Source organism: Clostridium sp. UBA7503 (genome assembly GCF_002477055.1).
In the GTDB taxonomy this organism is placed as follows: Bacteria; Bacillota; Clostridia; order Clostridiales; family Clostridiaceae; genus Clostridium_J; species Clostridium_J sulfidigenes.
In genome coordinates this window covers 1-20,900 of sequence record NZ_DLNT01000005.1, presented here as the reverse complement: position 1 = coordinate 20,900, position 20,900 = coordinate 1, and the positions used below count along the sequence as shown (strand labels likewise).

19 protein-coding genes and 2 tRNA genes are annotated in these 20,900 nt (G+C 29.8%); 17 read left to right on the top strand and 4 right to left on the bottom strand.

Going from position 1 to position 20,900, the window contains the following annotated elements:
* Positions 1–325: 325 nt before the first annotated feature.
* The 3 genes from B3630_RS00535 (at position 326) to B3630_RS00525 (ending at position 3,112) form a co-directional block, all read left to right on the top strand.
* Positions 326–526: a DUF896 domain-containing protein gene (locus B3630_RS00535; RefSeq protein ID WP_346871096.1), complete on the top strand. Its 201-nt coding sequence runs from the start codon at positions 326–328 to the stop codon at positions 524–526.
* A gap of 62 nt (positions 527–588) precedes the next feature.
* Positions 589–1,500, top strand: coding sequence for an HPr(Ser) kinase/phosphatase (gene hprK, locus B3630_RS00530; protein ID WP_346894553.1), 912 nt, complete (start codon positions 589–591; stop codon positions 1,498–1,500).
* Between the two features lie 205 nt (positions 1,501–1,705).
* The gene (locus B3630_RS00525; RefSeq protein WP_414632982.1) at positions 1,706–3,112 is read left to right on the top strand and encodes an aminopeptidase; all 1,407 of its coding nucleotides are present in this window, start codon (positions 1,706–1,708) and stop codon (positions 3,110–3,112) included.
* 85 nt (positions 3,113–3,197) lie between these two features.
* Here B3630_RS00525 and B3630_RS00520 read toward each other — a convergent pair whose 3' ends face one another.
* Complete coding sequence (locus B3630_RS00520) at positions 3,198–3,662, bottom strand: DUF4883 family protein (protein ID WP_346894549.1); 465 nt, start codon at positions 3,660–3,662, stop codon at positions 3,198–3,200.
* Positions 3,663–3,829: 167 nt separating this feature from the next.
* Between B3630_RS00520 and B3630_RS00515 the strand changes: the two genes are divergently transcribed.
* The 3 genes from B3630_RS00515 (at position 3,830) to B3630_RS00505 (ending at position 7,139) form a co-directional block, all read left to right on the top strand.
* Positions 3,830–4,039 (top strand): DUF3006 domain-containing protein, encoded by a 210-nt coding sequence (locus B3630_RS00515; protein WP_346894547.1) that lies wholly within the window; start codon positions 3,830–3,832, stop codon positions 4,037–4,039.
* A 243-nt stretch (positions 4,040–4,282) separates the two neighbouring features.
* Entirely contained in the window at positions 4,283–5,977 is a 1,695-nt protein-coding gene (locus B3630_RS00510) for a [Fe-Fe] hydrogenase large subunit C-terminal domain-containing protein (RefSeq protein ID WP_346894545.1), read from the top strand.
* Entirely contained in the window at positions 5,970–7,139 is a 1,170-nt protein-coding gene (locus B3630_RS00505) for a SpoIIE family protein phosphatase (protein WP_346894543.1), read from the top strand. The genes B3630_RS00510 and B3630_RS00505 overlap by 8 nt, the downstream gene beginning before the upstream one ends.
* A 76-nt stretch (positions 7,140–7,215) precedes the next feature.
* Here B3630_RS00505 and B3630_RS00500 read toward each other — a convergent pair whose 3' ends face one another.
* The 3 genes from B3630_RS00500 to B3630_RS00490 all read right to left on the bottom strand — a co-directional run bounded on the left by B3630_RS00500 (position 7,216) and on the right by B3630_RS00490 (position 11,000).
* Positions 7,216–8,934 carry a S8 family peptidase gene (locus B3630_RS00500; protein ID WP_346894541.1) on the bottom strand — a complete coding sequence of 573 codons (1,719 nt, stop codon included), beginning with the start codon at positions 8,932–8,934 and terminating at the stop codon, positions 7,216–7,218.
* Entirely contained in the window at positions 8,931–10,790 is a 1,860-nt protein-coding gene (locus B3630_RS00495; RefSeq protein ID WP_346894539.1) for a S8 family peptidase, read from the bottom strand. The genes B3630_RS00500 and B3630_RS00495 overlap by 4 nt, the downstream gene beginning before the upstream one ends.
* A gap of 123 nt (positions 10,791–10,913) precedes the next feature.
* Positions 10,914–11,000 (bottom strand) — tRNA-Leu (locus B3630_RS00490).
* Between the two features lie 158 nt (positions 11,001–11,158).
* On the opposite strand from B3630_RS00490, the gene glsA reads away from it, so the two are divergent.
* The 11 genes from glsA to B3630_RS00440 all read left to right on the top strand — a co-directional run bounded on the left by glsA (position 11,159) and on the right by B3630_RS00440 (position 20,818).
* Positions 11,159–12,073 (top strand): glutaminase A, encoded by a 915-nt coding sequence (glsA, locus tag B3630_RS00485; RefSeq protein WP_035133689.1) that lies wholly within the window; start codon positions 11,159–11,161, stop codon positions 12,071–12,073.
* Entirely contained in the window at positions 12,052–12,216 is a 165-nt protein-coding gene (locus tag B3630_RS17430) for a DUF554 family protein (protein WP_414632984.1), read from the top strand. Before glsA ends, B3630_RS17430 begins: the two co-directional genes overlap by 22 nt.
* 335 nt (positions 12,217–12,551) lie before the next feature.
* On the top strand, positions 12,552–15,185 hold the full coding sequence (polA, locus tag B3630_RS00480; RefSeq protein WP_346894565.1) for a DNA polymerase I: 2,634 nt from the start codon (positions 12,552–12,554) through the stop codon (positions 15,183–15,185).
* Positions 15,172–15,777 carry a dephospho-CoA kinase gene (gene coaE / locus B3630_RS00475; RefSeq protein WP_346894537.1) on the top strand — a complete coding sequence of 202 codons (606 nt, stop codon included), beginning with the start codon at positions 15,172–15,174 and terminating at the stop codon, positions 15,775–15,777. Before polA ends, coaE begins: the two co-directional genes overlap by 14 nt.
* Before the next feature lie 13 nt (positions 15,778–15,790).
* Positions 15,791–16,369 (top strand): lytic transglycosylase domain-containing protein, encoded by a 579-nt coding sequence (locus B3630_RS00470; RefSeq protein ID WP_346894535.1) that lies wholly within the window; start codon positions 15,791–15,793, stop codon positions 16,367–16,369.
* Positions 16,370–16,524: 155 nt separating this feature from the next.
* A tRNA-Leu gene (locus B3630_RS00465) sits at positions 16,525–16,610 on the top strand.
* 217 nt (positions 16,611–16,827) lie between these two features.
* Positions 16,828–18,195: a sodium:alanine symporter family protein gene (locus B3630_RS00460; protein WP_346894533.1), complete on the top strand. Its 1,368-nt coding sequence runs from the start codon at positions 16,828–16,830 to the stop codon at positions 18,193–18,195.
* A 220-nt stretch (positions 18,196–18,415) separates the two neighbouring features.
* Positions 18,416–19,768, top strand: a complete 1,353-nt coding sequence (locus tag B3630_RS00455; protein ID WP_346894531.1) for a replication-associated recombination protein A — start codon at positions 18,416–18,418, stop codon at positions 19,766–19,768.
* A 142-nt stretch (positions 19,769–19,910) separates the two neighbouring features.
* Positions 19,911–20,150, top strand: a complete 240-nt coding sequence (locus tag B3630_RS00450; protein ID WP_150842384.1) for a DUF1292 domain-containing protein — start codon at positions 19,911–19,913, stop codon at positions 20,148–20,150.
* A 53-nt stretch (positions 20,151–20,203) separates the two neighbouring features.
* Positions 20,204–20,401: a hypothetical protein gene (locus B3630_RS00445; RefSeq protein ID WP_346871185.1), complete on the top strand. Its 198-nt coding sequence runs from the start codon at positions 20,204–20,206 to the stop codon at positions 20,399–20,401.
* Between the two features lie 159 nt (positions 20,402–20,560).
* Positions 20,561–20,818, top strand: a complete 258-nt coding sequence (locus B3630_RS00440) for a DUF1292 domain-containing protein (protein WP_346894529.1) — start codon at positions 20,561–20,563, stop codon at positions 20,816–20,818.
* Positions 20,819–20,900 lie beyond the last annotated feature (82 nt).

Here is a 20,900-nt window from a genome sequence, read left to right as displayed (position 1 = left end):
TATATTTTTATTTTAACAGAGATATAACATAATGTTAATGATTATTAATAGTCAAATTCATATTAAGTTTTACAAAAATCACCATAAAAGCGATAAATGTATCATAAAAAACTTATAAGTAAATATATGAAGATGACTTAAAGCCATTTCTGGGATCCCGAAGTAAATATAATAATACAACTTGCGACATACAACAAATATAAGTTTAAAACAATTTAAAAAAAATATATAACATTTACTACAATTAACATTATAGTAATATTTATGTAATATTGCTATATAATTATTTATTAGACTATTAGGAGGAAAAATGGATAAAGAATATATAAATATTGATAATATGAAAATAGAAGAAGTTATTGAGGAAATAAACTTTTTATATAAAAAGAGCCAAGAATCTGGTTTAACAGAAGCTGAAAGAAATAGACAGCAAGTTTTAAGAAGAAGGTATATAGATAATGTTAAAAGAAATTTTAAGGCTCAAATTAGTGGATATAAACCTGTAGACCCAAAACATTATAATTAGTAAAATAGAATTTAAGTAAACAATAATCATAAAGGCAAGATATGAGGTAGGGGAGGCGTAAGATGGGAGTACAAGTTTTAGATTTAGTTAACAACTATAATTTAGAGGTTTTAGTAGAAGGAGATTTAGAATCTAATATTGTGGTAAGTGAAATAAATAGGCCTGGATTACAATTTGCTGGTTTCTATGACTATTTCGATAATAAGAGAATTCAAGTTGTAGGTAAAACTGAGTGGAGTTATCTAAAGTGTCTTGATCCAGAAGTAAGGATACGTAGAATAAAAAAATACTTTTCTTTCCCAATACCTGGAGTAATAATTACAAGTGGATTAAAAGTACATGATGAATTTTTAGAAGAAGCAAGAAATAAAAATGTTACTGTTCTCAGAAGTATTGATAAGACTACAAAATTCATTAATAGGGTTAGTAATTTTTTAGACTCAGAGTTAGCTCCAGAAACTAGGCTCCATGGTGTTTTAGTAGATGTGTATGGAATTGGCATTTTGATTATAGGAGAAAGTGGAATAGGAAAAAGTGAAGCAGCATTGGAGCTTATTAAAAGAGGTCATAGGCTTGGAGCTGATGATGCAGTAGATATTAAAGAGATAGATGGAAAGTTATATGGGTCTTGTCCTTATATAACTACCGGAATGCTTGAAGTTAGAGGTATGGGGATTATTGATTTATCAGCAATTTATGGTAGTAGCTGTATAGTTTCTCAAAAAAATATCAATTTAGTTATTTCTTTAGTTAACTGGGACGTAAATGATAAATATGAAAGGCTTGGAGTAGATAAAGAGTATATGGAGATACTAGGTGTTGAAGTAGAGAAAATAGTGTTACCTTTAAAGCCAGGGCGTAACATAGCAGTTATAATCGAAGCTGCAGCAGCTAATTTTAGATATAATGCCACATCAAATTGTACTGCGGTAGAAACAATTGAAAAGAGAATCATGGATAGTCAAGATCCTTAAGAGTTTTAGAGTAAAAAATATAATTTAAAGAATAATTTTATAAAAATTTTAAGTTGTATTAGGTACTTACTTATAAAGTTTACTGTAATAAATTTAAATATAATATACGTTTGAAATTTTCATAAATTTGAATTGTAAATCAATTTGAGTTGAGTTAATATAAAAGTATAATTATATGACTATGATTTTATTGGGAGGGATTTTAGTGGAAGATTTAAAAAAATTAGAAAAGAAGTATGAATTGGTCTGGGATAAATACGGAAAGGAAGACCTTGATAAGGCATTCGAATTATCAGATAGATATATAGATTTTATGTCAAAGTGTAAAACTGAAAGAGAATGTGTTACTGAATTCATAGAAATGGCAGAAAAAGACGGATATTTAGATATAAATCAGTACATAGCTGAAGGAAGAAAGCTTAAAGCTGGAGATAAAGTTTATGCTAATTGCATGGGAAAAACTCTTGCATTATTCTTAATAGGAACAGAACCTATAGAAAAAGGTTTTAAAATATTAGGAGCACATGTTGACTCACCAAGACTTGATCTAAAGCAAAATCCATTATATGAAGATTCAGATTTTGCAATGCTTAAAACTCATTACTATGGAGGAATTAAAAAATATCAGTGGGTTACTATACCTCTAGCAATTCATGGTGTTGTGATTAAAAAAGATGGAAGTGTAGTAAATATAGTTATAGGTGAAGATGATAGGGAACCAGTAGTAGGAATATCAGATTTATTAGTTCACTTATCTGCAGATCAAATGGCTAAGACATTAGCTAAAGGAATTGAAGGAGAAAGTCTAAATGTATGCGTTGGTTCTATACCAGTAGAAGATAAAGAGGCTAAAAATAGAGTTAAACTTAACATATTAAGACTTCTTAATGAAAAATACGGAATTACAGAGGAAGACTTTGTATCAGCAGAGCTAGAGGTTGTTCCAGCAGGAAGAGCTAGAAGTTATGGTTTAGATAGTTCAATGGTTATGGCCTATGGTCATGACGATAGAATATGTGCATATACTTCTTTTGAAGCGATGATGAAAATTAAGAGTACAGATAAAACCTGTATCACATTACTTGTAGATAAAGAAGAGGTTGGAAGTCAAGGTGCAACAGGAATGCAGTCAAGATTCTTTGAAAACACTGTAGCAGAACTTGTAAATCTTGTTGAAGATTATAGTGAACTTAAAGTTAGAAGAGCCCTTGCAAATTCTAAAATGCTTTCTTCAGACGTAAGTGCAGCTTTTGATCCAAATTATCCATCAGTAAGTGAAAAGCAAAATAACGCATTCTTCGGTAAAGGTGTGGTATTCAATAAATATACTGGAGCAAGAGGAAAAGGCGGATGTAATGATGCAAATCCAGAATTTATTGCTCAATTAAGAAGAGTAATGGATAAGCATAATGTTTATTGGCAAACATCAGAACTCGGAAAAGTTGACCAAGGCGGCGGTGGTACTATAGCATACATTCTTGCTGAGTATGGAATGGAAGTTATAGATTCAGGTGTAGCCCTACACAATATGCACGCACCATGGGAAATTGCAAGTAAAGCAGACATATATGAAACTTGCAGAGCTTATGAGGCATTTTTATTAGATATATAATTTAATTAGAGCTGATAGTCATCTGATAAAATATAAAAGGCGGAAAAAATATTCTTCTGCCTTTTATATTTTTTATTATTTCTAATTATTCTTCTGTAAAATATTTACATATTCCATATAGGTTATAGGAAATTGGCACTTCAGTTATATTCAAGTAATCAACTTCATATTTACCATCCCAATCATAGATAGATATATATTTTTCGTTAAATATAGTTATACCATATTTTTTATTTGGAAATTCAATATATACTTTATATTTATAAGATTCAGGTAAATCATTAGGTTTTTTTATGAAATAGCTTTCATCTAAAGAATTTAAAAAACTAACAATATCTTTAGATTCTGTAGAAGGAAAATCAAATTCTTTAAAAAACTCTTTATAAAATACAGAAATACGCGTTGGCTCTGATTTATTAAGATTGGTTACTAGTTCTTGGGTATAATAATCAAGATATGTTTTTTCTTTATTTAGTGATGACTTTACCTTTGTACAGCCAGTGGTTATTATTATTATTATTATAAATAAAATTAAAAATTTTTTTTTCAAAACATCAACCCCTCTATTCCTTATAAATTATGAAAGTTAATGTGTAATTATTACTACTAATAAGAAAAAATACTAGGTATAATATATATAAATAAAAATGAAATATTTACCATTAAGTTATAAAAATTATGTTTATTATTAATAATAGTATAAAAGGAGGAAGGTTTATGATAATTATAGATAGATTTGAAGAAGAGTACGCTGTATGTGAAAAAGAAGATATGGGAATGGTAAATATACCAGTTATGTATTTACCAAAGGGTGTTAAAGAGGGAGATTGTATATATTTAGTTAATGGCAAATATATTATTAACAATAAAGAGACGGAAAGACTTAAGAAAGAAATTGAAAAACTCACAGATAATATGTGGAAATAGTAGTGTTAATCTAATCAAAAAGATATGTTAAGCATATATTTTTGATGGTAAACAATATACTTTATACATATATCCACTAAGAAAATAAACTCATAGAATAAATATTAACACTTGGAATTTGAGTTTTAGTTAGAATTGACAATTATACTATTCGGCTATACAATTGAATTGTTAAAACTTTATCAAAATTGGTATTGTTAAATAATTTGCATTATTTATTTTATGATAGGGGATAGATTTTCCATGGGTATACTGAAATTTAAAAAAGCTAATTGTAAGAACTGCTATAAATGTATTAGAAATTGTCCTGTTAAAGCTATAGAGGTAAAAAACCATCAAGCTCAGATTATTGAAAGAGATTGTGTTTTATGTGGTAATTGTATGGTTATTTGCCCTCAGAATGCTAAAGAAGTTCGTAATGATGTATTAACTATAAAGAATTTGATCAGGGATGGAAAACAGGTTATTGCTAGTATAGCGCCTTCTTATATTTCAAATTACAACGTTACTCAGTTTTCACAATTTGCTAATGTGATAAGAAAGCTTGGATTTAGTAATGTTTTTGAAACGGCAGAAGGAGCATACATAGTAAAAAGTGAATATGAAAATTTGATTAAAAATCATTGGAAAAATGTAATTATATCTTCATGTTGTCCTACGGTCGTTAAATTAGTTCAGAAGCATTATCCAGAAGCATTAAAGTATTTAGCACCTGTAATTTCACCAGTGCAAGCTCATAGTAAGTTATTGAAAAGTAATATGAAGGATGTTATTGTTGTGTTTATTGGTCCATGCATATCTAAAAAAGAAGAATGTGGAAGTGGAGAAGAATACAATGATATAACCATTACTTTTGAAGAACTAGATATTTGGATAAATGAAGAAGGATTAAAAATTGAAGATAATATAAACATGGATAAAAACACTTATATTTCAAGATTATTCCCCATTACTGGAGGAATTTTGAATACAATGAATAAAAGTTCTGAGTATAGCTATATTGCTATTGATGGTCTAGATAATTGTATAGAAACTCTAAAAGAAATAATTAATAATAAGCTAGATAATTGCTTTATTGAAATGAGTGCATGTAGTGGTAGTTGTATAAATGGACCAGCATCATCTCATAACAAAGCACTACGAATATCTTCAATGAATAAGGTAGAAAGTATAGCATTGAATGAATGTAATCCTACTGATTTTGATTTGAAATATAATATTGATACAAGTAGAAGAATTACAGATGAGCAAGTAGTCGTTCAATCTCCTAGCGATAGGGAGATTAGCAGTATATTAAGAAAAATGGGAAAAAACAGTATTGAGGATGAATTGAACTGTGGAACTTGTGGGTATTCAACTTGTAGAGAAAAAGCAATAGCAGTAATTTTAGGAAAAGCAGAAATAAGTATGTGTTTACCCTATATGAAGGAAAAGGCAGAATCTTTTTCAGATAAGATTATAAGTGTTACACCTAATGCTATTATTACTGTAGATACTAATTTAAAAGTTCAACAGATTAATAAATCAGCTTGTGATATATTTGAAATTCAAAATTCCAGAGACATTATCGGTTTTTCAGTATCTAGAATTTTGGATGAATTTGATTTTATAAAGGTAATAAGTAAAGAAGAGAATGTAGCAAATGAAAATGTTTACCTTCCTGAATACGGTAAATTTGTTAAACAAAATTTTATATATGATAAAAATAGCGGAATTGTTATTTGTATAATGAAGGATATAACTAAACTAAAACTAAAAAGAGAGGAATTGATTAAAGAAAAGACACTTAGAGCAGAGATAACTGATAAAATTGTTGAAAAGCATATGTGTATTGTACACGAGATTGCATCATTACTTGGAGAAACAGCAGCTGAAACTAAAGTAGCACTTACAGACCTTAAAGAAGCAATACTTATGGAGGAAGAGGATTATGACTAATTTATTTTTGGAAAGTGGATTTGCAAGCTTTAACAAACATGGTGAATCTATCTCCGGAGATTTTTATACTACAATAAAAGGTAAAGATAAGACCACATTTGTATTGTCTGATGGGTTGGGAAGCGGTATTAAGGCTAATATACTAGCAACTTTAACATCAAAGATATTAGGCACCATGATGGCTAGTAATATGTCTATAGAGGAAAGTGTATATACAATAGCTAAAAGCTTACCAGTTTGCAAGGTTAGAAATATGGCATATTCAACTTTTACTATACTTCAAATTTATCAACGAGGCGATGCGTATTTAGCACAATTTGATAATCCATCAGTAATTTTAATTAGAGAAGGGAAAAACGTTGTATATGATTCAATGTGCAAAGTTATTTATGAAAAAGAAATATATGAAAGTAATATTAAGCTTTCTATAGGAGATATGATTATACTTTTAACTGATGGAGTTACTAGCGCTGGGCTCGGAAGAACTACAAAAAATGGGTGGAGAAGAGAAAGCGTTATAGAATATGTTCAGAGGTGGTATACTCCAGATATGTCACCACAAAGGATGGCTGCAACCATAGCAAATGCATCTATGGATTTATATTTAAATTCTCCAGATGATGACATAACCGTTGCTGTGTTTAAAATTTGTGAGAGAAAATTAGTAAATCTTATGATAGGTCCACCAGAGCATAAAGAAGATGATAATAAGNNATTAAAACTTTTTTTTTCAAGAAAAGGTAAGAAGTTAATTTGTGGAGGAACTACGGCTAAGATAGCAAGTAGATATTTAAATAAACCTATTATAATAAACAACAATACATGCAATGAGGAAATACCATCAACTGCATGTATTGAAGGGGTAGATTTAGTTACAGAAGGAGTTATAACTTTAGAAAAAGTTTTAAATATTGCTAAGCAATATAGTATTACATCAAATATATCCTTAGATTTAAGAAATAAAATAGACGGAGCTTCCATGATAGCCAAAATTTTATTTGAAGAATCAACTGATATAAATTTTTTTATAGGGAGTGCAATAAATCCTGTTCATGATGATTCCAACAGTCATATTAGCTATACTATAAAATTAGGAATAATAAGAGAATTAGAAAAGATACTTAGTGATATGGGTAAAAATGTTAAAGTGAGTATGTGTTAAAAAAGAGTTTTAAAAGAAGAAAAGTTACAAAACCCTAATCATAGTATATTTTATGATTAGGGTTTTACCATTATAGCTAAATCATGTTTTGAAACATTTGAAGTATATTTAATAATCCATAGCCCCATTGAGGGTTAGGATATATATCCCCAAGACGTTGTACAGCTCCTCTTGCTATATAGGTTTTCATAGATTGAGAATACATGTAAGGATCATTAAGTCTAGTAAATCCCCATTCAAATAACATGGCACAAGCACCAGCAACAACAGCAGCAGCTACACATGTGCCATTAACTGTTGCAATTTCATTGTTAGGAGCTACTGTTATAGCATTTACACCACCAGCTGCTATATCAACGTAATTGAATTTAAGGTCGTTAAAACCTGCACCAGAGTAGTTTAGAAGATAATTATTGTTTTGATTATAAGCTGCAACAGAGATTACATAAGGGGAATTGCTTGGATTAGTAGATGTTCCGAAGGGGTCTGAATAGCTAAAGTGAGTACCACCAACAGTTAAGCCCTCTTCTGGAATCCAAGCATTAAAGTTACCTTTTAAAACAGTATTTGTAATTAATCTAAGTTTCCATATGCCTGATTGTATGTCATAAAATCTAATTCGTATTAATTCATCACCTGTAATATCTTCAGGTAAATAGTAATTAACTTTAACTGAAGTCTTTTCGAATATATAATCGTAATATTCTGTGTCATTAATTAAGGCCCCAATAATACCAGTGCTTTCACCAGAGGGAGATATAATTTCTACTGACATGATGTTAGGTGAATCTACCCAAATATCCATCCATAAACTATTTTGCTCTGGAGATACATCAACTTCGACTATATGAAGTTCTCCAGGTTCGGATAGTATTCCAGAAGTATGACATCCTTTATCTCTTTGATTCCCAGTTGGAACAACCACTATAAATCCACTATTTTGGCTTAGAGATGCTATATACTGCTCTAAGATTCCAGTCCCCTTATGGTTACCTAAATTTGTACCAAGAGGAAAAAGAATAACCATTGGTTTAGACGAAGTTAAAGAATATCTATATAAAAATTCCAGAGCAGCAAAAATAGTGGTTATGTTATAAATTGGAATTTTAACATTAAATTGTGATTTGTATGAAAAATCTTCGATTAGCTTTACAATTACAAAATCGCAATTTTGGACTACACCTTTTAACTGAGGATTTTTACCAGTAGCCCCAATTATACCAGCCATATTTGTACCATGACCAATTTCATCTATGGTTGGTACTATATCATAGGGAGATTTACCTTCTCTAGCTGCTTGTATAGCAGACTGAATATCATCTTTTTCATATAGAGTACCATATGGAATAAAATCATCTAAAGTTTTGTCTTTAGAAGGTATTGTTTGATCCCAAATACATTCTATTCTAGTTTCTCCATTATCCCTCATAAATTCTTCGCTTAAGTAATCTATACCCGTATCAAGAATTGCTACATTGACACCACTCCCATTTAAGGTTAAAGGGAGGCCTAACTGTAAAAAACCTGCTTGAGAGGCCTCTGTAGGGGTAATCTGTTGAAGGGTATACATTTCAACTGGTTTTACATATACAATGGAGGGATATTCAGGGTCACCAACAGATATTTCTACGTTTTTAGGCAGAGATATGATTGCATACCTATCATTAATTATAGTTAAATAGTGACTTGGCTCTTGAGTGATGTCTTGTTGAATATCTCCTTGATACTGAACAATATAATGATCGTAATTTATATCATAAAAAATGTTATCCGGAACACCTAAATGTCGCTTCATATAAAATCACCTACAATACATTTTGGAATTCTTATAAATATATTATTAGTAGTATATACAAAATAATCATCACTTTGATTATACTCATTACAAGTGTTGGTTCTATTAAGAGATATATTTGTAGAATAGGATCTACTTATAAAGTTAAAAACACCTAATAGGTCTAAATATCCATATCCTAACTCATGATTAGGAAAACGGTAATAACTGCTCCTAGCTGCACCATGCATTAGATAATTTCTAATTTTTTGAGAATACATAGTTTGATCATTGCCATTAACAATTCCCCATTCTAATAATATTGCACAGGCGCCTGCAACTATAGCAGTTGCAGCAGAACTACCAGACATTGTGGTAGTGCCACCAGTAACTTTTGTAGTTAAAATATTTATGCCTAAAGTAGCTATATCAGGATTGATTAGGTTGTTGGTATTGAAACCTCTTCCGGAAGTGGAAATTAAAGCATTATCTTCACCATAATAAGAAACAGTAACAATATTAACAGCTGTGGATGGTTCAGTTAGTGTATTTAATGGGTTAGGTTGAAGAAATTCGGTGCCGCTGGGTAAAGTACTATGTGGTTGTAGCCAAATATCATATCGTCCATCGATTAAATATTCTCCTGTTAACCTAAAGGTCCATATGCCGGGTTTTATGTTATAAAATTCTACATGAATAACTTCATGGCCAGTAAAATGTTCAGGATTAAAATATAGAACTCTTGATCTAGTGTTCAAGAATACAAATTTAGTAATCTGTTCATTAGCATCTTTGGATTTTAATAGGCTAGAGCTTTCACCAGTAGGAGATACTATGACTAAAGAAGCTCTGTTTGGCTTTTTAACCCATATGTTAAATGTGAAAAATTTCATTTCTTTAGTAATTCTAAGTTCTAGGGACGAGGGATCATTTTTATTTTTAATATAACCAGTAGCATGGGTTTGAGCAGCTCCTTCATTTCCCACGCCAGCAACTAAACATATTCCTCTAATAGTACCTATAGAGGACATATATCTAGAAATCAAGCTATTTCCATCGTGGCTACTTTCTGTAGAACCTAAGCCTAAATATATGACCATAGGTCTTTTAAGTTCAATAGCAACATTTTTTAAATATTCGACTCCAGATACGATTTCACTGGCATTATATACTGGAGTATACTCTATGCCATTTTCTAGTAAGGTTTTTCTAAAATTAGTAGATTCAAAGAGCTTTACGATTACAAAGTCACTGTCATTGGCTATACCTCTTATATTAGAGTTATTACCCCTGGCGCCTATAATCCCTGCAACCTGTGTACCATGTCCAGTAGTATCTTTAGATGGCACGATTGCATAAGGATCTTCATTGTTTTTGTAAGCTTTAATTGCTGCATTAATTTGTTCATTAGAATAAGTAGTACCCATATATGTGGTAGAACTATTGTTTGATATAGTTTGATCCCAAAGGCTAACTATTCTTGAGGTATCATCTTCTCTAATGAATTCCTCATTAAGATAATCTATACCTGTATCTACAATACCTATTAGAACTCCTCTGCCAGTTAAATTCAAATAAGGATTTATTAACATGGAATTTATGTTGCCCACAGAAGGAGGGGAAGTAGATTTTGAAGTTTCACCTAATACAAACATTTTTCTAAAATCGAAGAAAGTAATTTGGGGAACTTCTTTTAACAATCTATTCATTTCTAAATGGGAAACTGCTACTACAGCTAGATTATCTGTAATTACATCACCACAAGCATAGGATATTTTATCTATTTGGTTTTTAAACTCATCTTTATTTTTATATTGAACAAGAAAATTAGATACACTTTCATCGTAGTATAAATTACAATCTCTTGAATTAGTCATAGATACTCCTAATAATAATACTTTATAATATTATTATATTTCAGTTTAAATATTTCATGATATTATTTGATAAAATAAGTTTATAATATAAAAAAACCTCTTGATTAATCAAGAGGTTTTTACTGGTGCCGGTGACCGGGGTCGAACCGGTACGGTGTTGCCACCACGGGATTTTGAGTCCCGCACGTCTGCCAATTCCATCACACCGGCTAGTACATTTAGTATTTTACCACAATATCCTAAGGATTACAATAGTATTTTTACCTTAGATAAGGATAATACTGAAGTCAATATTTAAGTATTGAAAAGTGGATACTTGATTACTATAATAAAACTGTAAGAAATTAAATCAGAGGGGAGATATGATAATGAAGAGGATCTTGGAAAATATAATTGAAGATTGTAGAAAGTGGACAAGTAAAGGTGAAGTGGCTTCATATATACCAGAACTAGCAAAAGCTAATCCTGAAGCTCTAGGTATTTGGGTTACCAATTTAGGCGGTGAAGAATATTTTGCAGGTGATTGGGATATTAAATTCACAATACAAAGTATGTCTAAAGTAATAACCTTAATGTTAGCAATCTTAGATAATGGTACGGAATACGTTTTCACTAAAGTTGGAATGGAACCTACAGAGTCAGGATTTAATTCCATAACTAACTTGGAAACTCATGAACAAAAACAACCATTGAATCCTATGATAAACGCAGGAGCTATTGCAACAGTGTCTTTAATTAATGGAGAAACAGCTGATGAAAAAATAAATAGAATACTTAATTTTACAAGAAAAATAACTGGAAATGATGAGATAGGTATAAATTACAATGTGTATGAGAGTGAAAAGAAAACTGGAAATAGAAACAGAGCATTAGCTTATTACATGAAGGGTAATGGCATAATAGAAGGTGATGTAGAGGAAATTTTAGATGTCTACTTTAAAGCTTGTTCTATGGAGATAACTTGCAAAGATATAGCTAGGATAGGAGCTATGCTTGCCAATGATGGAGTTCTTATAAATAATGAAAGAGTTATATCCAGAGAAGCATGTAGAATAGTTAAAACCATAATGGTTACTTGTGGTATGTATGATGCATCTGGAAAGTTTGCTGTACATATAGGAATTCCAGCAAAGAGTGGAGTAGGTGGTGGAATAATGGCTGCAGTACCTAGGAGGATGGGGATTGGAGTTGTAGGTCCTGCTCTTGATGCTCAGGGAAATAGCATAGGTGGAATCAAGATTCTAGAAAAATTATCCCATGAATTAGATTTAAGTATATTTTAGAAATTGTAAAACAATGTAAGGATAAGAATGCATCTATTGCAGAAATGACTTGTATTGGTTCACTTTTAATTAGTGCTTTAGACTTAAATATGATGAAGATATCAAAATTTGAAGTTATGAATTATTTACTAGAGATTTTTTAACCGGTTATTATTTATTTGTATTTAGAAATATATTTTTGCATTTAATAAACCTTCTAAGATATAGAAAATCTATATTTTAGAAGGTTTATTAAATTCTATTTTATTAAATAAAATTTGTATTATACTCATAATGCAGATAAATGAAAACTTATATTTAAAAATTATAAATTTTATTGTTAATACCATGAAGTAGTGATATAATCATTTATCAAAAGAATCCTGTTTATTTACTTGACTTTAGACTCGAAAAAGTAAAGAATAATGATAGGGGATAATAAGAAAAAATAAAGGAATTCAATAAAAGCGATTAAATAATTTGAATGGATGTGATTAAAATTAATAGAGAAAGCTTAGCTGTTTTAGATGGAAATAGCTTATTATATAGAGCGTTTTATGCTATACCAGAACTTACAACAAAAGAAGGCGTTTATACTAATGGAGTATATGGTTTTTTAAATATGCTTCTTAAAATTAAAGAAGATATAAATCCAGATTATATTGTAGCTGCATTTGACAAATCTTCTAATACATTTAGACATAAGGAATATGAAGATTATAAAGCAGGAAGAAAGAAAACACCTCCAGAGCTTTCCATGCAATTTCCTATAATAAGAGAAATATTATCCAAGATGGGAATAAGCGTATTTGAATTAGAGGGATATGAAGCAGATGATCTAATAGGTACTATATCTGTTTTAGCAGAAGATGAGGGTATGGAAGTTTATGTGGTAACAGGAGATAAAGATGCTCTTCAACTAGCCACAGATAACGTTAATGTAGTTATAAATAAAAAAGGAATTACAGAAAAAGAGATATATAATAAAAAAAGGTTTATTGAAGATTTTGGGGTGACACCTACTCAATATATAGATGTGAAAGGACTTATGGGAGATAAATCCGATAATATTCCAGGAGTTCCGGGGATAGGGGAGAAGACTGCATTTAAGTTAATCAAGGAATATGGAAGCATAGAAGATGTTTTGATGAATATATCTAATATCAGTGGTAAAAAACTTAAAGAGTCTCTTCAAGAGTATAGTGAACAAGCAATTTTTAGTAAGAAGTTAGCTACAATTATTACTAAAGTTCCTGTAGAAATACCTATGGAACAGTTAAGAACTAAAGGAAATTTTAACAATAGTGAAGTTAGAGATATGTGTCTAAGATTGCAATTTAAATCTCTTCTTAACAAATTTGAAAATCTTTCACAAGATAGTTCTGAAACTCCAGAAAATCAAAGATTAGAAGTTGTTGATTTTAAAGTAATAAATGAAATTAAAGACTTGAATCAAGCTATAGCTAATATAAAGAATAGGATTTTTGTTAAGTTATATGTGGAGGATACAAGTAATTTTACTAAAATTATGGTGAAGACCATAGGCATATTGTCAGAAGGTCAGGTGTATTTACTTTATTGTGATAAATTAATAGAAGAAGATAGGGAAGGTTTTATAAATGCTATGAATAAAATTTTACATAATTCTAGTATTGAAAAAATTACCCATGGTATTAAATATGGGTATACTTCTTTATTAAAGCTTGGTATTGATTTAGACCTAGTAAATTTTGATGTGGAAATAGCAGCTTACTTATTAGATTCATCAAAATCAGAGTATTCCATAAAAACACTTTATGAAGAAATGCTAGGAAAGACATTTGACGGGGATGAAGACACCCTTAAAGCCAATGAAATTGTAGCTCTTGAGAAAATCTATGCAATTTTAAAAGAGGGAATTAAAAAAGAAGATATGGAGGAGTTGTTGTTTAAAGTAGAGCAACCGCTTACTAAGGTTATATCATATATGGAATATGAAGGGTTTAATATCAATAGAAGAGAATTGGAGAATCTAGGTACTAAATTTAGTGGAGAGATTGATACTCTTACAAAAGAAATATACCATTTGGCAGGAGAGGAATTTAATATAAATTCTCCTAAGCAGCTTGGGAAAATATTGTTTGAAAANNTAGACCTACCAGTAATAAAGAAAACTAAAACAGGTTATTCTACCAATGCGGAAGTATTAGATGCTTTAAAGGATAAACATGAGATAATTAATATAATTTTATATTTTAGACAAATTACAAAATTATATTCTACTTATATAGAGGGACTTAAAAATGTAATAGATGAAGATGGAAGAATACATTCTAACTTTACTCAAACGGTAACTACTACTGGCAGATTATCTAGTACAGAACCTAACCTTCAGAATATACCAATCAAAAACGAGAATGGGAGATCAATAAGGAAGGTTTTCATACCACACAATGAAGAGTCAGTAATTTTGTCAGCGGATTATTCACAAATTGAACTTAGAGTTCTTGCACATATTTCTGAAGATGAAAATATGATAAAAGCTTTTAGAAATAGTTTAGACATCCATACTTCTACAGCATCAGAAGTATTCAATGTACCAATTGAAAATGTAACTAAGACAATGAGAAGTAATGCAAAGGCTGTTAACTTTGGTATTGTATATGGAATAGGTGATTTCAGCTTGGCTCAAGATTTAGGTATAACTCGAGGAGAAGCAAAGAAGTATATTGATACTTATCTTGAGAGATATGAGAATGTACAAAAATATATGGATAGAGTAATTCAAGAGGCTGAAGAAAATTCTTATGTAACAACACTTCTTCATAGAAAAAGATATATTCCAGAAATAAAGTCTTCTAATAAAATTGTAAAAGCTTTAGGAAGAAGATTAGCTATGAATGCACCTATTCAAGGTAGTGCAGCAGATATTATAAAGATTGCTATGGTTAATGTTGCTAATGAACTTAAATCAAACGGACTTAAGAGTAGATTAATTTTACAAGTTCATGATGAACTTATACTTAATGTATATAAGAATGAACTTGATTTAGTAAAGAAAATAGTTAAGAAGGAAATGGAGAATGTACTAGATCTTAAAGTTCCCCTAGATGTAGATATTTCTATAGGAGACACTTGGTATGAAGCAAAATAATATATTAAAAGTAGGTTTAACAGGGGGCATTGGATGTGGAAAGAGTACCATAAGTATGATTTTCAAGGAAAGTAATATTCCTGTTATTGATGCAGATGAAATTTCTAGAAAGGTACTTGTAAATCACCCAAATATTTTATTAGAAATAAGAAGAATTTTTGGCGATGAATATTTTGATGAAAATGGGGAGTTTCTAAGGCGCAAAATGGGAAATCTAATATTTTCTGACAAAAGTAAAAAAGTTCAATATGAAGATATAATAATGCCTCATATTTTTCATGATATATTTAGTGAAATAAATAAATATAATGATATAGGAGAAGAAATGTGCATAGTAGATGCACCTACATTAATAGAAAGTAAACTTCATATTTATATGGATAAGATAATAGTTGTTATTGCCAGTGAACAAATACAGTTAGAGAGAGTTATGAGACGAGATAATTTTTCAATGGAAGAAGCAACTATAAGAATAAATAATCAAATGAGTACAAAAGAAAAATGTAAGTTTGCAGACTTTATCATTGATAATAGTGGAAATCTGCAAGAAACTAGGATTAAAGTGATGAAGGTAATAAGCAAGCTTAAATAGATTAGGGGGAAAAATGACTTATAAATCTAATAGAAGAACCAAGAAAATTATATTGATAATAGTTATAGCTGTAATTATTATTGTTAATTTTAAAGTTATACTAAAAAGCTTTTTTCCGTTAGAGTATGAAAAAAGTATTATTGAATATAGTGATATATACAATGTAGATCCGAATTTAGTAGCAGCAGTAATTAATACAGAAAGTAAATTTATAGTAGATGCAAGCTCATCAAAGGGAGCAATAGGATTAATGCAGATAATGCCAGATACAGGAAAGTGGATTGCAGAAAAACTAGAATTAAGTAACTTTAATGAAGAAATAATAGCAGATCCTGAGATGAATATAAGAATGGGAACTTGGTATTTGAAAAAATTGAGTGAGGATTTTAATGGGGACTATATTCTTGTATTAGCAGCTTACAATGGTGGCCCTGGAAATGTTGCTAAGTGGCTTGAGGATGAGAAATATTCTATCGATGGAGAAAACCTTCATAAGATTCCATTTAAGGAAACTAAAAGTTATGTTCAAAAGGTTAAATTTAATCATAGAGTATATAGATATCTATACAATTTAGGTGAAAAGACAGAGTAAAACATATCTTGCAATAATTATAGTAATAAACCCAATTTAATTTATTATAAATTAAATTGGGTTTATTTATTAAATTGTTTTAAACTAAGTTAATTTTAGTTGTTGAATCTAGTAATAGATGATGATATAATAATTAAATAAAATTATATTATTATGCAGATATGGTGGAATGGCAGACACGCTATCTTGAGGGGGTAGTGAGAGAATTCTCGTGCGGGTTCAAATCCCGCTATCTGCACCAACAAAACAATGGGAAGGAGTCTGATGCTTTTCATTGTTTTTATTTATTTTTAATATTTTATAAGATTATATGATAATTTAAATCCTATCTATTTAAATATCAAATAGTATCATTACATATTCAAATATACAAGGTTATTCGAAATTGTTGAAAAATTCACAAAATAAACTTACAATGAATATAAGGTAGTAAACTGTAACATCATGGGGAGGATATTATGGATAATTTACTAGAGATAGTTAAGGGTATCAATGGAGTTATTTGGAACTATGTATTGGTTTTTTTACTATGTGGAACAGGGATTTATTTTACTTTTAGGTTAAAGTTTGTTCAAGTTGTAAAATTTGGCGAAAGCTTTAGACTTGTTTTTGGTAAATTAAAATTTGGCAAAAAAGCAGGGGCTGATGGAATGTCTTCTTTCCAAGCTTTAGCTACTTCAATAGCTGCACAAGTAGGTACGGGAAATTTAGCTGGAGCAGCAACAGCTATTGCAATGGGAGGCCCTGGAGCGATTTTTTGGATGTGGATTAGTGCCTTTTTTGGAATGGGAACTATATTCGCTGAAGCAACTTTAGCTCAGCAATACAAGACCGTAGTAAATGGACAAGTTACTGGTGGTCCAGCTTATTACATCAAAAATGGCTTGAAGAATAAAAATATAGCAAAGGTGCTATCTATATTTTTCGCAATAACTATTATACTTGCTCTTGGTTTTATTGGGAATATGGTACAAGCAAACTCTATAGGAAGTGCTTTTTCAAAATCCTTTAGCATCGATCCTAGAATAGTAGGTGTGGTAGTTGCTATACTAGCTGGTATAATTTTCATAGGAGGAGTTTCTCGTATAGCATCCTTTACAGAAAAAGTTGTTCCAGTAATGGCGCTATTATATATTATAGGTAGCTTATTTATAATAGTAATGAACTATGCAAATATATTACCTGCTTTAAAAATGATTGTAGTTGGAGCATTTAATCCTCAAGCTATAGCTGGAGGAGTTGCAGGAGTTACAATTAGACAAGCTGTTAGATATGGAGTTTCTAGAGGATTGTTTTCAAATGAGGCAGGTATGGGTTCAACACCACATGCTCATGCAGTAGCAAAGGTTAATCATCCATCAGAGCAAGGGTTAGTTGCCATGATGGGAGTATTTATAGATACCTTCATTATACTAACTTTAACAGCTCTCGTAATACTGACTACTGGAGCTTTGGATAGTGGAGAAACAGGAATAATATTAACACAAACTGCTTTTGCTAATGGTATGGGTGGAGAATTTGGAGGAATATTTATTTCAGTAGCTTTATTCTTCTTTGCATTTTCTACAATTATAGGATGGTATTTCTTTGGGGAAGCTAATATAAAGTTTTTATTTGGTGACAAAGGAATAACTCCTTATAGAATATTAGTTATGATATTTATATTCTTAGGTGCTGGTATGAAAGTAGATTTAGTTTGGGAACTTGCAGATACTTTTAATGGATTAATGGTATTCCCTAATTTACTTGCCCTTTTAGCATTATCTGCAGGGGTTAAAAAATGTTTAGATGATTACAATGAAAAGAAAAGTAAAAACTTACTATAATGAATAATTTAGTATAGTATTTATTAATTTTTATAATTAATTATAATATTAGATTACTATATAAAATATACAGATTATTACCTTAATAACTTTTAGTAAAGATATTAGCCTTCCAGAGTTAAAGATTTTATTCTGGAAGGCTTTATGTTATATTTAATATATTATAGAATGAAATTTAGATTAAATTGGTATAATAAGTATTTATTAAAGGATGATGTAAATGGAAAGAGAATATAATATCTCATTATTTGATTTAGAAGAAGGAAAAGAAAAAAATAAAAATATAGATTTAATTAGTAATGAACCTTTAGCGCAAAGGCTTAAACCTAGTAATTTAGATGATTTTGTAGGGCAAGACCATATATTAGCTAAGGATAAACTATTATATAGAAGCATTAAAGGGGATAGAATTACATCTTTAATATTTTATGGACCCCCTGGAGTTGGAAAAACTAGTCTGGCAAAAATTATCGCTAAAACAACTAAATGTAACTATGTGGAGCTAAATGCTGTAACTTCTGGCATTAAAGATATAAAGAATGTAATAGATGAAGCAACGAGAGAAATTTCTATGAGTGGAAAGAGAACTATACTTTTCATAGATGAAATACATAGGTTTAATAAAACCCAACAAGATAGTTTATTACCTCATGTAGAAAAGGGGATAGTAACCTTAGTTGGTGCTACTACAGAAAACCCCTTTTTCGAAGTTAATAAAGCGCTTTTATCTAGATCAATGATTTTTAAATTAGAGCTTTTATCAAAGGAAAATATAGTGTCATTATTAAATAGAGCGCTTAAAGATAAAAAGTTGGGCTATGGAAGTATTAGTATAAAGTTATATAAAGAAGCAGAAGAGTTTATATGTGATAATGCTGGTGGTGATGGGAGAAGAGCATTAAATGCTTTAGAATTGGCTGTATTAACTACTAATAAGAGAGAAGATGGTATAATACATATAACTCAAGATGTAGTAGAAGAGTGTATGCAAAGAAAACAAATTAGTTATGATAAAAGTGGAGATTATCATTATGATATAATATCTGCCTTTATAAAGAGTATTAGAGGAAGTGATCCTGATGCTTCAGTTCATTATCTTGCTCGAATGCTATCAGGTGGTGAAGATCCTGAATTCATAGCTAGAAGACTTGTAATATCAGCATCAGAAGATATAGGCAATGCAGATCCATATGCGCTTTTAATAGCTAATGCCGCTCTAAATGCAGTAAAGTTTATAGGAATGCCAGAAGCTAGAATACCTCTAGCTCAGGCGGTTATATATTTAGCTGTGGCACCTAAAAGTAATGCAGCTTATAATGCTATTAATTTAGCTCTTGAAGACATTGAGAAGGAAGAGATAGGTAGAGTTCCTTTACATCTTCGAGGTAGTAATTATAGTGGATCTAATGTTTTAAATGAAGGATCAAGATATAAGTATCCTCATGATTATGAAAATCATTATGTTAGGCAACAATATATGCCTAAGGAGTTACTTAAGAAAAAATATTATACTCCAACATTAATGGGATATGAAAAACGCATAAAGGATAGATTAGATACCTTAAAAAAATAAAATGAAAAACATAAATAATTTTTTGTATTATGCACATCTTATAAATAAGTAATATATTTTTAAAATAATTTAAAGTTAAAAATGTATAACTTTAAATTTATATATTTTTACTAAAGATTTTAAAATAGTTGGAGGTTATAAGATGAGCAATAATAAATGTATAAAAGTTTCAGGGGAAGATGGAAGAATAGTAGAATTAGAATTTATTGATGTGGTTAATGTAGGAAAAAATGAGTATGTAATTGCAGGTCCCAAGGATTCAGATGAAGCTTGTGCATATAAGGTTATAAGTAGAGAAAATGGTATGATTGAGTATGCCTCTATAGGAGCAGGTAAAGAGTTCAATCAAGTTTTAACTGCTTATAATGCAAAAAATGATTAACTGCCTTTTGTCTTAAATAATTTATATTATATAAGAAAGGAAGGTGAATTAACATGAGTAAATCGAAAAATAAAAATAAAAAGAATAATCAAATTAAACCATCACAAAAGAGTAGTATAGATCAAGTACAAATTTTAAATAGAGATGTACAGGATGCCCACCATATTGAAAGTGCTACCTTAATGAATGGATTATTTGGTGTAGAAATAAAAGATAATCTCATAGACCCAGATACTAGATTTTATATTTAAAGTTTATGTAAAAATAATATATACATGTCTACTAATAAATAGTATAAATTAGATAGTAATATAATTAAGTTTTATATTTTTAATATGGCATTGTTTTATAGTTTTATATGCTATATAATTAAATAAGATTTATTTGAAAGAATTTAGGAGGACATGAAGATGGAAGAAATCAATATAATAACACTTACTGATTCAGAAACAATGGAAAAGGTAGAACTAGAAATAGTTGAAGATTTAACTATAGATGGAGAGCACTATGTTATTTTAGCACCACTTGACGAAGAAGATGAAGCTTATGTATATAAGGTAATTGGAGAAGGTGCCACAGCTTCATATGAAATGGTTGAAGATGAAGTTGAATTTGATAAGGTTGTTGCAGAATATGATAAAATATTTGAAGAAGAGATGAGAAAGTAATAAGATATAAATTATATACATATATAACTTATATCTAAATAAAAAAAAGATAACCTTAATTTTAAAATGTACCCTATATAGT